General features: G+C 58.7%; 10 protein-coding genes. 3 read left to right on the forward strand and 7 right to left on the reverse strand.

Annotated elements, in window-relative coordinates; translation table 11 throughout:
* Positions 1-11 precede the first annotated feature (11 nt).
* The 3 genes from ACIQTW_RS12465 (at position 12) to ACIQTW_RS12475 (ending at position 3,792) form a co-directional block, all read left to right on the forward strand.
* Positions 12-1,058, forward strand: a complete 1,047-nt coding sequence (locus ACIQTW_RS12465) for a methionine synthase (protein ID WP_402937202.1) — start codon at positions 12-14, stop codon at positions 1,056-1,058.
* 2 nt (positions 1,059-1,060) lie between these two features.
* Positions 1,061-1,633 carry a flavin reductase family protein gene (locus tag ACIQTW_RS12470; protein WP_402937204.1) on the forward strand — a complete coding sequence of 191 codons (573 nt, stop codon included), beginning with the start codon at positions 1,061-1,063 and terminating at the stop codon, positions 1,631-1,633.
* A 1,256-nt stretch (positions 1,634-2,889) separates the two neighbouring features.
* The gene (locus tag ACIQTW_RS12475; protein ID WP_402937572.1) at positions 2,890-3,792 is read left to right on the forward strand and encodes a DUF4192 family protein; all 903 of its coding nucleotides are present in this window, start codon (positions 2,890-2,892) and stop codon (positions 3,790-3,792) included.
* Between the two features lie 527 nt (positions 3,793-4,319).
* Here ACIQTW_RS12475 and ACIQTW_RS12480 read toward each other — a convergent pair.
* From ACIQTW_RS12480 to ACIQTW_RS12510, 7 genes are all read right to left on the reverse strand, one after another.
* Positions 4,320-5,783 (reverse strand): APC family permease, encoded by a 1,464-nt coding sequence (locus tag ACIQTW_RS12480; protein ID WP_402937206.1) that lies wholly within the window; start codon positions 5,781-5,783, stop codon positions 4,320-4,322.
* 130 nt (positions 5,784-5,913) lie between these two features.
* On the reverse strand, positions 5,914-6,588 hold the full coding sequence (locus ACIQTW_RS12485; RefSeq protein WP_402937208.1) for a TetR/AcrR family transcriptional regulator: 675 nt from the start codon (positions 6,586-6,588) through the stop codon (positions 5,914-5,916).
* Positions 6,589-6,620: 32 nt separating this feature from the next.
* Entirely contained in the window at positions 6,621-7,286 is a 666-nt protein-coding gene (locus tag ACIQTW_RS12490) for a carboxyltransferase domain-containing protein (RefSeq protein WP_402937209.1), read from the reverse strand.
* Between the two features lie 614 nt (positions 7,287-7,900).
* A complete protein-coding gene (locus ACIQTW_RS12495) occupies positions 7,901-10,840 on the reverse strand; it encodes an FAD-binding and (Fe-S)-binding domain-containing protein (RefSeq protein WP_402937211.1) in 2,940 nt (979 codons plus the stop codon).
* A gap of 124 nt (positions 10,841-10,964) precedes the next feature.
* The gene (locus ACIQTW_RS12500) at positions 10,965-11,933 is read right to left on the reverse strand and encodes a sugar ABC transporter substrate-binding protein (RefSeq protein WP_402937213.1); all 969 of its coding nucleotides are present in this window, start codon (positions 11,931-11,933) and stop codon (positions 10,965-10,967) included.
* An 89-nt stretch (positions 11,934-12,022) separates the two neighbouring features.
* Positions 12,023-13,021 (reverse strand): ABC transporter permease, encoded by a 999-nt coding sequence (locus ACIQTW_RS12505; RefSeq protein WP_354226314.1) that lies wholly within the window; start codon positions 13,019-13,021, stop codon positions 12,023-12,025.
* On the reverse strand, positions 13,018-13,902 hold the full coding sequence (locus ACIQTW_RS12510) for an ATP-binding cassette domain-containing protein (protein ID WP_402937215.1): 885 nt from the start codon (positions 13,900-13,902) through the stop codon (positions 13,018-13,020). The genes ACIQTW_RS12505 and ACIQTW_RS12510 overlap by 4 nt, the downstream gene beginning before the upstream one ends.
* Between the last annotated feature and the right edge of the window lie 479 nt (positions 13,903-14,381).

Raw genomic sequence — 14,381 nt, forward strand, 5'->3', positions numbered from 1 at the left:
AATCGTCAATCATGAACACACTTTTGCCCACCACCGTTGTCGGAAGCCTGCCCAAACCATTGTGGCTCGCACAGCCGGAGACTCTGTGGTCCCCCTGGAAGCTGGAGGGAGATGCGCTGCTCGAGGGCAAGCAGGATGCGCTGCGCATCGCCATCCACGAGCAAAGCCGACGCGGCATCGACATCGTCAGCGACGGCGAGCAAACCCGCCAGCACTTCGTCACCACCTTCATCGAGCATCTCAGCGGGGTCGACTTTGAACAACGCAAGACCGTGCGCATCCGCGACCGCTACGACGCGAGCGTGCCCACCGTCGTCGGGCCGGTGCGCCGCGAGCGGCCGGTATTCGTCGACGACGCAAAGTTCCTCCGCGCAACCACCGACCGCCCGATCAAATGGACTCTTCCCGGTCCCATGACCATGGTGGACACACTCTTCGATGACCACTACAAGAGCCGCGAGAAGCTGGCCTGGGAGTTCGCAGCGATCCTGAACCAGGAAGCGAAAGAACTCGAAGCGGCCGGCGTTGACATCATCCAGTTCGACGAGCCCGCGTTCAACGTCTTCCTCGATGAGGTCAAGGACTGGGGCGTGGCCGCGCTCGAGCGAGCGGCAGAAGGACTGCGCGCGGAAACCGCCGTACATATCTGCTACGGCTACGGGATCAAGGCAAACAACGACTGGAAGGCGACGCTCGGCTCACAGTGGCGGCAGTACGAGGAAACCTTCCCGCTGCTTCAGAGCTCCAGCATCGACATCATCTCGCTGGAATCCCAGAACTCCCACGTGCCCATGGACCTCATCGAGCTCCTCCGCGGCAAGAAAGTCATGCTCGGAGCAATCGACGTCGCAAGCGAAACCATCGAGACCCCGGAAGAAGTCGCCGACACCCTCCGCAAAGCCCTGCAGTTCGTCGATGCCGACAAGCTCATAGCCAGCTCCAACTGCGGCATGGCACCGTTCCCCCGGGACGTCGCACTGGCCAAACTCAGTGCCCTCAGCGCAGGGACGGACATCGTTCGCGAGGAACTCGCCCGCTCCGCCCCCAAGGTGCCATAACGATGTTTCACGCCTACCCCCCAGACACCTGGCTCGGGGCTCCGAACCAGAGCTTCCCGTCCTCCCTCTCGGCCGACGAATTCAAAGCACTGTTCCGTGGCCACCCAGGCGGTGTCGCCGTCATCACGGCCGATGCAGGCGAAGGACCCGTGGCGCTGACGGTATCGTCGGTGGTGTCAGTGAGTGCGGAACCTCCCTTGCTGATTTTCTCGGTCTCGGCACTGTCCTCTGCGTCGACGGTGCTTTCCCGCGCCGAAACCGTCGTCGTGCACCTGCTGGACGCACACGACGTCGACCTGGCGAAGTTCGGAGCGACCCCCGGCGCCGACCGCTTCAACCAGACGCACCGCTGGTCAGCCCTCGCAACCGGCGAAGCAGTGTATGACGACGTCCGCGCCTGGGTGCGCTGCGCCATCATCAACCGCATGGAGGTAGGGACCTCCACCATCATCGCCGTTCACGCCCTGGAGTCCCGCGTGATGCGTGACGTCCCAGCGGGAGAACCCGGAGACGCCTTGGTCTACCACAACCGTTCGTGGCACCGCCTCGGCGAGCACTCCAAACTCGAAAGCTAAGCGCCTCGCCAACAACGCGGGGCGCCACGCGAACAACGCACGACGGCGGGAGGTGACTCCCGCCGTCGTCCTCGAGAAGTTGGCCACGAATACGGCGTCTATCTCGGACCGCTTCCCGAGCATGTAGTTGAAGTACATGCCGCGAAGCACACTCAGAACTCTTTGATCTTCTGTGCCGGGCAGGGGTCGGGTTGCTTCGAGCATGTGTTTATTCCTTTGGTTCATGTCAGCGGCGCCATTATCGGCGTCGAGACCAGAACCCTAAGGCACGTCCGTTGGGAGAACCGTGCGCCCTGCACACAGGTGATCTGCGACGACCGTGTCAATGGCATCGTCTTCGCCCTCAACATCGCAGAACAATCAGAACCAGACATAGCGCGGCCGCATCGGGACACCGTCACAGCCCTCTCTATGGAGTTCTCGCCAAGGCGGGCATCACGATCGGCGACAGCACCTATATCGACGAGCCACTTGGTCCCCCTACGACACCGACCCACGCAACAACTTGGAATCTGGGCGTGCAGACCTGGAGGGACCCACCCAATGGCAGCAGGGCTCCTAGGCAAACACCACGAAAGGATCTGGGACTTGGCTCCCCGAAGCTTTACTACTGCCGCAAACAAGTTTCAGGCCAGGAGTCCAAAAAACGTAGAACACAAGCGCCCCTGGCCGAAGTAGGACGCGTGTCCGCAGGTCGACAAAGGACTCCCAAGAATCAGACAGCTTGCGCAATCAATAGGTCCACATCAAGACAGGCGCGGCTCTTTGGTGTTTTGGTTTCGTCGTAACTCACCCGCAACAAGTTGGCACCAGCGTAGGTCAGCGGCGGCGAGCACCGCGCCGCCTCGAAGAATCGGACAATCGGAAAGCACGCAACCGCCGATAACGGCGCATATGTCGGGACTGGAAGCAGTCACCCGGGCTACCCAACTCAGGGATTCCGACAAGGGATTGCACACGCCTAAAAATAGGGCAGATCACGTCATGGCGCTACGGATCAGCCCGCCCATGAATAGCCAGAAGCAACAACGCTGTTTGTCATTCTGATATCACGGTCATCGCTGGATGGACCTCCGTGCAACCACTGCGCGAGGCGGCCGGATCAATCCGGGAAATTGGCTCTGCGCTCCGGGCCATTCCCATTCTCCAGAACTTTCCGCCTCTGTCCCGGTCCCCCAAATTGAAGTCCAGCCCCTCACCAGCGCGCAGATCCCCTATCAGAACGGCGCAAAGGCCAAAAACACACCACCCTCCGCATCGACCTCCCCCGCCAACTCGGAACAGAACTCCCCTACGCCCGGACGGTCAGCAGCTACCTCACCAGCGACACCAACGCGACAAGTATCATCTTCGCCCTCTACGCCTCAGCCCACTGCCAACCAGGACAGCCCAAACCCCACGCAGCTACCATTGCCGCCCTTACGGGGGTCCTCGCCGAGAACGGCATCACCATCCGCGACGGGATCTTCGTCAGCGACGAAACCTACTCCCCCTACGACAGCGAACCCGGACAAGACATCAGCCTGCCCCTCAGCACCACCGAATACAGCCGCGTAAACGCCGAATTCATCTACCGCGGCGGCACCATCGAACCCACCAACCGAATCGTCCTCCCTGCGCCAGCCCAGGAAGCAGCGCAAGCAATCGCAGTCGATGACCACATGACCATCATCAGGGCGCTGCCCCCTGGTGTAGCCGCAGAACAAGCCAGCAAACTGTGGTCGACCATGCTGGAGGCAAGCGACTTCCCCACCGACGAAGACTGCACCGCGCTCATCGCGAACTTCCAATTTCCCCACATCCGCGACCGGCTCATGGCAGACATCCCCGGCATCAACGAACCACCCCAACACATCCTCTTCGCCCAAACCAAAACCGCCCCGAAGTGGTCACGCGTCGAATGGGCACAACAGCTACTCCTCCACGCCTATACGAGAACGAGCCCTCAACACGCAGCACCTATCCTCACCACCATCGGCTACATCAACTGGTGGGAAGGACGAGGTTCCAAAGCACACCAATACATGCAACTCGCCCTCGACACGGACCCGGGCTACCGCTTCGCTCGTCTCACGGACCAAATGCTCGGAGCCGGCATCATTGCCGGCTGGAACACCAACAAAGACACCGCCTACAAAACCCGGCTCGACATGCCCTGAAGGTTACAGCCGACCGATGATGCTCTGTGGGGTATCGGACTAGGGCTGGACCTCTACACAGTCCCGTGTCCAAGCCCTGGCACCGTCCGGGAGATTGAGTTCATGGATCGGAGCGCGGAAGTGAGATTAACGAACTTCCATGGATCATCCACCGTCCCGCCATCCGAAAAAATCAAAACGCCGAAGCGCAATCAGTCCACCCGCTACTGGCGCGAAAAGCCTGGCTAGTGATCGATGCCGATGTGATCCTCTGGCTCAAGTGCCCACGCAACGCGATGGAGTATCGTTGCAACGCGCCCGCGTAGGGCATCCAACCAACGCGGTGAAGATTTTTCAGCGTAAGGGACGACAGGAGCGTTTGGCAGAGCACTGGTTGCGGTTTCAAAGGCGCTTTGCGCAGCTTCTTGTCGAGCGAGTAGAAGAGCGAGCGGGTAATAGCTGTTCATTCGAGTCTCCAATAATGGGAACGGCAACTAGCGGAGCATTTTCGGTAAGGAATTTCAGATTCCGGCAAGTCCTATCGAGGATCAGTCGACATTCTGCCGGCCCAGCCTCGCATAAACGTTGGGACGCTTGGATCGGAGGAAGAGGGCGTACAGGATGCCACCCAAAAACAGCGCGAAGGTAAAACTCATGAAGATCACAGTGAGAACGGCTGAACCGCCAATGAGTTCCGGGTAGTTGGCGATCGCCAAGTAAGTGATGACCCCTAGGAAAACGACACTGATCAGTGGCGCTATGATGCTCTTCCAAAGAGACTCCGGAGCAAACCGGCGGCGGCGAAGGAAGTAGACGAATACCGCAAAACTCGTGATAAACATCAGCAGCAGAACAGCAAAAGTGCCGCTTCCGCTTGCGATCGGATAAAGGTCATCCGGCGAGACACCCAGCGCAGTGAAGATGACCGTGGCGGCAGCCCAGATGAGTCCAACAGCCAAGGCCGAAATATAGGGAGACTTGTGCTTGGGGTGCACCCGACCGAGAACCGATGGCAAAGCATGATCGGTGGCCAATGCGAAGCTATATCTGGCAGCAATGTTCTGAATCGAAAGCATGCAAGCGAGTACCGAGGTGATAAGCAGCACTACAGCGACATCGGCAAAGACTTTTCCGACCAACGCCCCAACGGCGTCATCGAAGAGATTCACCGTGTTCGCCTCCGCTGCCGACTGCACATTCTCGGGTCCCAAAAACGCGATAAACGCCCACGCAGCGACCGCGTAGAAGAGCCCGATGCCGACGACGGCAATATAGGTGGCCCGGGGTATGGTCCGGTCGGGATTCTGTACTTCGTCCCGATAGATGACTGTGGCTTCAAATCCGAAGAAGTTACCGACGGCGAACAGGAGCGCCAAGCCTAGGGTTGCGTCACTTGGAGAGGGAAGGGCAAAGACCGCTCCCTGTACCGCCTCCATCCCCATTGCTAAGAACGACGCAATGTCAAACGTCACCACCACGGCCACTTCCAGGAGCATGACGACAGTGAGCACCTTCGCCGAGAGATCGATGCGGTTATACGCGAGGAGTGTGGTCACGGCGATAATGGCTAGCGCATACCAATACCAAGCGACATCCGGGCCATTCAGGGAATTCATAACGAAGCCCTGAAGGGTCACACCGAAGAACGAAGGTGCAAAGAATCCGATGAAGATGTAGCCAAACAGCGCGAGAAATGCGCCTCCAAGACCGGCAGGCTTTCCCAATCCGGCCGTAACGAAGGAGTAGAAGCCGCCTGGTCCTTTGACACTGCGACTCATCTTCACGAAGCCGACAGAAAATATCAGCAACATCAGAGTAATAAGTACATAGATGGCAGGTGCTGTCTGCCCGCTGAACATCAAGAGAACCGGCAGAGTTCCGGCCACTGTGGCCAGAGGTGAGGAGAAGGCCAGCACGTTCATTACCAGCTCTCCCACCCCCATGTTGCCGCTGAGCCGGGTTTCTTGGCTATGACGCGTCGCCTGAGGAGCGTCAATTGTGGTGTTATTCATGTCGTCCTCGTCACTGAGTTGTGAGTTCTGAATCACAGTATCGACGCCGATTGCCGTGGTGGTGTGCCAGCTTGAGACACCGCTTGCAGCGGCGCAGTCGCCTGGGGTCGACAACGGAGCACGCCGCTGACTAAGCGGGGCTGCGAATTCCGCTGCTGACATTGAGGAGGGTGCGTGTCAGCGCAACAGAACGGTCGCCTAACTGAGCAAGCTCCCCATCACTTCCGCTCCAATCGGCCCATCGCCGGGCACCATCCAGGAAAGTAAATATCACTCGGACGGTCTGAACAGATAGCTCGAAGCCCATCTCCTCCGCTGCGGCAATGTACATGTCCTCGTGCAGCCGCACCCATTGGTCAAGATCGGCGCGGACCTCGTCTTTGAGGAATCGTGCAACTTTGTCAGTGGCGACCAATAGGTCCCAGAGACCTGGTTCAGGTCTCTGGAGCTGTTGGGCCAGGTGGCCTCTAACGAGCGCAGCCCAGTATTCCTCGGCTGACGTCGCCTTCTCTGCTCCCGCAAGAAGGTCAAAAGCGAAGGCATGTGTAAACGACCGGAGCGCCTCAGCTACGATCTCGTCTTTTCCCTCGGGAAAGCTCGAGTAGATGCTGGGTGCCTTCACGCCTACCTCCCGAGCTAAAGTTCGCATGGTGACTGACTCAAAGCCGCGGGCCGTGGCGAGTTGCAGGAAGCCTGCCACGATTCGGCGCCGGGCCGGAGTCTGAATTGACCAATCACGCCCCGCCAAGAACCTTCTGACAGCGGCATTTGCTTGCACACGCGGCGATTCGCTCACATCATCCACTCCGTTTATCAACAGTGATAACTCCAGCTTAGCTAACGAACACTCGTTAGCCTAGGGGATGAATCTAACCGTCCTCTCAGCCATACATGATCGCCCATTCTCAAGAGCACGGAGGCCTCGACCGAATTGTTGTTCACCCGTCCCAAGATGAGTTCGTCCGAATAAGATGCGCGGCTGGCAATAGTCAGGCCAGCCCCAGACAGTGTCAGCGACCCCGGAGGCACAGCCCGTTTGCATCTGCTCGCCTGTACGGTTTGGAGGCCACCGTCCGACCATGGCAATTCGAGGAGCGCAGATGCCCCGGGCTCCGAAAACATTCTTACAGTGTGTCTACTTCGGCAGATCCGCCTGATCAGGGTGTTCTCCGATGTACCTAAAAGGACACCTGCCACAGCCAGGTCCGGACCGGCTGGACCTCCAAACGTGACCGGCAAGATGTGCGTTGCTGGGCAATGCTTACCAGAGTCATAGGTGACCGTTGAATAGGCAGCCGCTAAGAAGGCCTTGAGGTCCTGCGCATCTATAGAACGCTCGTCGTATTCGAGAAGGACGCCATCCTTCATCTTCTTGAAACTATTGATAGCGACTGATTCAAGGGACTGGACGGCCTCCACAAACGCTTCTACGGGCGGACGCGGAAAGGCTGGAGCCAGTATTTCCACCAGCAGCTTTCCCGGTTCACAGGCAATGAAAGCCATATCTTGGAGATTCACAATGCCCTCAGATCTCCGCGCGAAAAAGGAAAGCGGGCCGTAGCGCTTGAACACAGTGCCAGGAACAAGCGCTACGGACCGCAGCTTGCAGGGCTAAATGCCCCGAGTTGGCCACGGCCACGCATCGCTCGTGTCGCGGCCCTCCGACATCTCCTGCAGGAGTCGATGAACAGTCCTGCCAGAGCGCTTTAGTGCATGGTCGCTGCGCTCTCCGGGATCCGTCTCACTGGAGTGAGGTGAGGTTCGCAGCCACTCAACGTGCCGTCCTTGTGCGAGCTTCCTGTTCATCATCGGGATCAACCCTTAAGAATTAGTTGTGCCGTTTGGTCCCTTCCAGTTTGGGTTTTTGCGGACCTTTCCATCCGTGTCAGTTTGAGACACTGCAAAAGAACTCAGTGACTCAAACGCGAGCTGATACTGATAACAAAGATGAAGATCCCAGATGCAGCAATCAGAAGCGCCGCTGCACCAGGCGGCACGCTGTGGATACCTCGCATCGTTGCTGTCGCTCGCGGTTGAGGCCCAGGCTTGGTCAAATGGTCGCCGAATAAACGCAGCCCGGCAGCAACTAGGACCAGGAAGATGCCGAAGTACTCCATTTAGCCAACCCAGCGGGCGCTATAAGGATCCAGCGCCACGGCCAGATGCTTGGTTGTGTAATCCGCGTCTATCTGCGAGACCTGCATGGCACAGCTAAAACCGTCCGTGAGAACAAGCGCCGAGCTATCTCCTGTCGCAAGGGCAGGAATGATCGAGTGCTCCGCGACTTTCATCGACATGTCAAAGTGCTCAGCCTCGAAACCGAAGTTGCCGGCCACACCACAGCATGAGGACGATTCCTCCAGTTTGGAAACCCCCCAGGCTTCCAGGACCCGTTTCTGAGCGCCCGAGCCGAACACGGCATGCTCATGGCAGTGCGTTTGCAATACTGCTGATTCAGGCGGCAAGGCCTTCGGTTTCCATCCTCGCGCAACGGCTTCATCCAAGGCAACCGCGAAGGATCGCACCCTGGCCGCGACCCTCGCAGCAGCGGCGCCGCCGACCAGTTTCGGACCTTCGTCGCGGATGGTGGCAGCGCAACTGGGTTCGAGGACAACAATGTCCCGGTCTGTGCCGTCGTCGAGCTTGCTGATCAACCGGGCCAGCCGTCGTCGAGCCCCTCCGCGCTGACCCGTGGAGATCCAGGTCAGACCGCAACAGGCGTCCGGCGTACAGCCTACGGTTTTGCCTGTGTCACCGAGCACTCGGGCAGCGGCCGGAACTACCTCGGGCCTGAAAGCGCGGGTGAAGCTGTCTATGAACACAAGGATGTCGGCGTTTTCCACGAATTTGGCTTCAGTCACCCGCCTTCGGATCTTGCCATTAGCCGCAAAGGCGGGAAGCCGTCGTCGAGCACTGATGCCCAACCACTCCCCCACAAGCCTGAAGGGCCGGAATGAGGTTCCCAAGTTGGCCAGTGGCGCCACCCGCGTCAGCACTGGAAGCCACCGGGGCAGCCACCCGATGGAGTAATGCGTGAAGGGCCGGATCCGTCCACGATAGTACTCATCGACCAATTCTGATTTCGCCTCGGCAATGTCTACGCCAGTTGGGCAGTCAGTGGAACAGGCTTTGCAAGATAGGCAAAGGTCCAGGGCCTCCCGGACTTCCGGGCTTGACCAACCATCCTTGCTGCTGCCATTTGCACGGGTCAGTTCCTGTAATACCCGGGCCCTGCCGCGAGTCGAATCCTTTTCATCCTTGGTAGCCCGGTAACTGGGGCACATGAACCCCCCGGTGGTGGAACGGCATCTGCCTACGCCGATGCAGGCGTGGGTATTACCCACAAAAGGACTCGAGACCGGTAGCAGTTCGCGATTTCCAGAGGAAAGTACGACGGCGCCACCCGGGTCTGCGCTTAGCTCAGCATGGTTGGGTCCGGGTTTGACGACACCTTCCAAAGCCAGCGATGCATCGAAGGGAAGTGGATGAACGATGATCCCGGGGTTGAGAATTCCGGCCGGATCCCAGATGTGTTTGAAGGCCCTGAAGATGCCCATCATCTCCTTGGAATACATCACTTCCAGCAATTCGCTGCGTGCCCTACCGTCTCCATGTTCACCGGACAGAGAGCCGCCATGAGCCACTACCAGCTTGGCCGCTTCACGGGTGAAGTCACCAAATACCTGGCGTCCAGCGTCGCTGCGAAGATCGTAGTCCAGCCGCATGTGAACGCAGCCCGCCCCAAAGTGGCCGTACATCAGGGCGGTGTATCCGTACCTTTTCACCAGTGGAAGGAGGTCCGACAGATAGTCGGCAAGCCGTTCCGGGGCTACCGCAGAATCTTCCCAACCCGGCCACGTTTGCACTCCGTCGATCCGCAGGGACGAGAGTCCGGCGCCGTCTTCACGCACACGCCACAGCTTTGCCCGCTCAACGGGGTCGGCGACGATCCTGAAATCAACAACGCGCCCATTCGCGCCGAGCCTGTCAGCCAGTTCCTGACACGAAGCGCCCGCCTGCTGCAAGGTGTCAGCCGAAAACTCCACCATGAGGAAAGCGCTGCCATCAGGCAACGACTCAACGCTGGCGGCTCCTCGCCGGTGCCGCATGATGTCCACGATAGAGACGTCCAGCCCCTCGATAGCGCTCGGCTTTGCAGCCAAAATGGAAGTGACATCACGTGCGGAATCGATGGTGTCGCGGTAGCCCAAACACAGCAGGGCTGTGGTGAGGGGTTTCGACACGAGGCCCACCTGTGCCCGCACAACAACTGCGCACGTACCTTCGCTGCCAGCTAATGCCGCGGCCACATCAAATCCGTGTTCCGGCAGCAGGTGGCCCACGTGGTAACCAGAGACCTGCCGGGGAATGGTCTGCAGCTCAACGCGGAGCCTGGCCATGTTCTCAGCGGCCAAGGCTTTCAGGCAGTCCGTGAGTTCCAGCGCTCGGGCAACTGAGTGGGTGTCAGTTTCGTCAACAGCGCGGAGGAAATTACGCCCGGCCTTCAAATAGGCACCGTCCGCGGTGACCAGCTCCACTTCCCGCACATGATGCGTCATTCGGCCATAGGCCACCGAGTGATTTCCGCAGGCGTCATTGCCGATGGAACCGCCGATGGTGGCCCGGGTCAGAGAGGAAGGGTCCGGTGCAAATGTCAGAGTCCCCGTGGTGGCCTTTTCAACGTGCGCGCGCAGCTCACCGAGGACAACCCCTGCGTCGGCCCAAACTGTCCTATCTTCGGCGTCGAGAGCTCCTACCGTCTTCATGCGGCGAGAGAGGTCCATCACCAAACCGTCGCCGATGGCGTTCCCGGCCATCGAGGTACCCCCGCCGCGCGTAGTCATGGGAACTCCCAGGGCCGAACATACGCGCATAACTGTTCGTACGTCGTCGACGTTCCTTGGGAAGGCGACAGCGGCAGGTCTTACCCGATAATTCGATGCATCGTAGGAGTACTCAGACCGCCTTCGCGGAGAGTCGTCCACCTCTACGCCGTGATGTTCCAACCGGGCGAGCAACTGCCTCAGAGCCGTGTCGCCGTTGTCACCATGGGACATGGTTGCGTTCTCCATTCGTAGGGTTCCGGAAGAAGTGTAGGCAGCTGGGGTACGCGCCAGACTGTGCCAAAACAGAACGGGCACAGCGGACGAATCCGCTGTGCCCGTTGGACTGATCAGCTGCTTACTTCAAGAACTCGGAAAGGTTGTCCTTGGTGATGAGCGTGAACGGCAGAGTGTAACGATTCTCCACATTTCCACCATTGAGGAAGTCAGTTACAACCTCAACTGCCTTGACGCCCTGCCCAGCAGAATCCTGTCGGACCGTAGCTGACATTGTTCCGGCTTTGATGTCCTGCATGGCTGGTTCAGTACCATCAACGCCAACTACTGCCTTGAACTCGGCCGTCCGTCCCGCGTCAGCAATGGCAGAGGCTGCACCAATAGCCATCTCGTCATTGTTGGCCACTACGGCATCGATTTGGCCAGCGCCAAAGCGCTGAAGGGTGTCTTCCATATTGCGCTTGGCGTCGTCACGGCTTCCCTTCGCCTGGAATTCCGCCACGACCTTGAAATTCTTGTTGATCTTGCTGTCGAAGCCGTTCTTGCGGCGATCGGTCCAGGAGGCGCCGTAAATGCCGGCGGCGAACACGATATTGCCGCCTTCCGGAAGGGCCTTGTTCAGGTACTCGGCCTGCATTTCACCGGCCACGGTGTCATCCACGCCAATGTAGCTCTTGTACTCAACGTCTGAACCTTCGGCGAACTCGGTGGACAGGATGAACAGTGGAATGTTGGCGGCAATGACGCGCTTTGCCGCATTCTGGCTGGCCTCCCCGTCCAACGGCTGCATGATGACGGCGTCAACCTGTCGGGTGAGGAGATCCTCAACCTGGTTCAGTTCACTGCCTACGTCCTTCTTGGAGTCGGTGATGTTGAGCTTGACGCCCTTTTCATCAGCCGTCTTCTTCATGGCGTCCGTCATGTGCGCCAGATCCGGGTCCTGAAGGTCAAGCACCACAACGCCGATGTTGTAGGACTTGCCTGCAGCCTCCGAGGTCCCGGGGGTACTGCTGCCCCCGCAGCCGGTGAGAGTGAGAGCTCCCGCGGCCAGCATAGCTGTGGTCACGGCGAGCTTCTGTCGCATTCCCATGATTGTTCCTTTCAGTGGTTCTGATTGCTTAGGAGATTGTTGGTTCTATGGACCCCGGTTGCTTTGGGGCATTTCGGTTGTTGTAGTGGCTAGTCCGACTTCCACCGGTTCAGGAGGACGGCGAGGACCAGGATGATGCCTTGGACACCTTGCTGGTAGTACGACGAGACACCCATCAGGTTCATGCCGTTCATGACCACACCCAGCAGGAGGACCCCGATGACCGTTCCGCGAATCGTTCCTACGCCACCGAAGAGACTCGTTCCTCCAATAACGACGGCGGCAATCACCTGAAGTTCGTATCCGGTGCCAGCAACCGGCGCGGCGCCGTCCAGACGCGCGGTGAGGACCAGACCTCCCAGAGCGGCTGTCACGCCACCAATGAGGTACACGGTGAAGAGCACGCGGCTGGTGGAGATGCCCACTTTCTTGGCGGACTCTTCGTTGCCACCTACGGCGTAGACGTGAGAACCGAATTTGGTTCGGCTGAGTACGAACTCGCAGATGACGGCGGCGATCAAGAAGATGATGACCGGGACGGGAACCGGACCGATGAAGCCCGAACCAAGCCATTCAGCAGGTCCGCTGAGTCCGGAGACAACCTGCCCGTCCGTCATGACCAGGACTGCCGTGCGGGCGATTGCCATTGTCGCCAGTGTTGCCAGGAAGGGCAGGATGGCCCCCCAGACCACCAACGCTGCGCTCAGGAATCCGACCAGCAGGCCTACTGCGAGGCCTGCAACCAGCGGCAGCCAGAAGGCGCCTCCGCTTGCCGGCGCCAGCAATGCGAAGGTCATACCGGCCAAACCCACAATCGAGCCGACAGACAGGTCGATGCCGGCGGTGATCATGATGAACGTCATCCCTAAGGCGATCAGCCCTATGATGGAGGACTGCCGGACGACGTTGACTATGTTGTTCAGGGTCAGGAAGTTTGGCGCAGCGACGGCGAGGAAGACGAGGATTACTACGAAAAGGATGATGATCCCATAGTCACCAATGAAGCGCTTGACTTTGGTGGCAGTCATTCCTTCTTTGAGGTCGGCGGGTCCGAGCTTGGTCTTGATGTTTTCCATTGTGAGACTCATGAGTGGCTCCCATTCGTAGTACCTGGAGTGGCCAACGCATCAACGACATCCATTGATGAGGTGCTTCCGATTTTGCGGCGTTCTTCCGGGATGCCTGCACCGTCGTCGATGTAGTCGTCCAGCGTGCCGTGGGAGATGAGGTGTGCCACCTGTGCTTCGGTAACTTCACCTACCCGGAAGCGGCCCACTACTTGGCCTTGGCGCATGACTGCGAAGCGGTCTGCCACGGCAAATGCCTCATCCAGTCGGTGAGTGATGATGATGACCGCGATGCCGAGATCTTTGAGTCGCTGGGTCACTTCAATGAGCTTGTCCACCTTGGCTACCGACAAGTTTGCCGTTGGCTCATCCATGATGATTAGGCGGGCATCGAATGCCAGTGCCCTGCCAATCGCGACTGCCTGGCGCTGTCCGCCGGACAAACGCTTGACCTTAAGCCGCGGATTGATGGGAATGTCCAAACGTTCGAGCACCCGCTTGGTTTCGAGTTCCATCTTTTTGCGATCGATGATCCGCAATAGGGGGCCGAGGATGTTTTTCTGTGGTTCCCGGCCCAGGAAAATGTTGGACCGAACATCCAAGTTATCCGCCAAAGCGAAGTCCTGATAGACCATCTCCACGCCCTGATCGCGGGAAGCCGACGGGGTTGGGAACTCTGTCGCCTTACCGTCCAGTTCAATCGAACCTCTATCTGGTTGATACACACCCGTAAGTACCTTCATCAGCGTAGATTTGCCGGCGGCGTTGTCGCCTAGCAGGGCAAAGGTTTCGCCGGGCTGGACATCGATGCTGACGCCGCGCAGCGCGGACACCGCTCCGAATGTCTTGTGTATGTCCTTGAGGGCGACCAGTGGAGGGGTCGCCGGTGGTGCTTCGGTCATCTCATCCTCGTTCGTTAGGGCCATGTGAATGATCCGGTGAAACACTTGAGTCGCGGTCAATCGAACTACGTTGTTTGACCTGCTGAGTCGGGATGGTTCTAAAGCCCCGAATCCGCGTGACCTTCGCCACACTGTTTCACTTACTAGAACTTTGACGGACTGGCGTTCAGAGGATGTGTGCCACTTTGGAACACGGAAATGATACGTTTCAACTACAAGCCAAATGTAGCTTCTAAAGTGAATAAAGGACGCTAGAAGCAGTTACTTATGGCCACACATTACAAGGCTGTAGCCATCGGCTTTGTGAAATAGTCGACGCTCACCTAACGAAAGAACCCAAACGATATCACCGTCGGGAGTCCTATCGTCAACGTATCCGTCATAGGGTGGCCATCCAGGCCTCTGCAAGCGGACAGCGTCCCCTGGCTCCGTCTTCTCCCAGAATCCGGCTGGCGGTGTCCAGCTGGCCCGCATTTCGT

It is taken from the genome of Paenarthrobacter sp. NPDC090517 (assembly GCF_044769165.1).
GTDB lineage: Bacteria > Actinomycetota > Actinomycetes > Actinomycetales > Micrococcaceae > Arthrobacter.

What these genes read in the sequence shown, in the direction of transcription:
- ACIQTW_RS12490 (WP_402937209.1), bottom strand. Translation starts at nt 7,286, where the DNA reads ATGGCTTTCATTGCCTGTGAACCGGGAAAGCTGCTGGTGGAAATACTG.
- ACIQTW_RS12510 (WP_402937215.1), bottom strand. Translation starts at nt 13,902, where the DNA reads ATGACCGAAGCACCACCGGCGACCCCTCCACTGGTCGCCCTCAAGGAC.
- ACIQTW_RS12505 (WP_354226314.1), bottom strand. Translation starts at nt 13,021, where the DNA reads ATGAGTCTCACAATGGAAAACATCAAGACCAAGCTCGGACCCGCCGAC.
- ACIQTW_RS12500 (WP_402937213.1), bottom strand. Translation starts at nt 11,933, where the DNA reads ATGGGAATGCGACAGAAGCTCGCCGTGACCACAGCTATGCTGGCCGCG.
- ACIQTW_RS12465 (WP_402937202.1), top strand. Translation starts at nt 12, where the DNA reads ATGAACACACTTTTGCCCACCACCGTTGTCGGAAGCCTGCCCAAACCA.
- ACIQTW_RS12470 (WP_402937204.1), top strand. Translation starts at nt 1,061, where the DNA reads ATGTTTCACGCCTACCCCCCAGACACCTGGCTCGGGGCTCCGAACCAG.
- ACIQTW_RS12480 (WP_402937206.1), bottom strand. Translation starts at nt 5,783, where the DNA reads ATGAATAACACCACAATTGACGCTCCTCAGGCGACGCGTCATAGCCAA.
- ACIQTW_RS12495 (WP_402937211.1), bottom strand. Translation starts at nt 10,840, where the DNA reads ATGTCCCATGGTGACAACGGCGACACGGCTCTGAGGCAGTTGCTCGCC.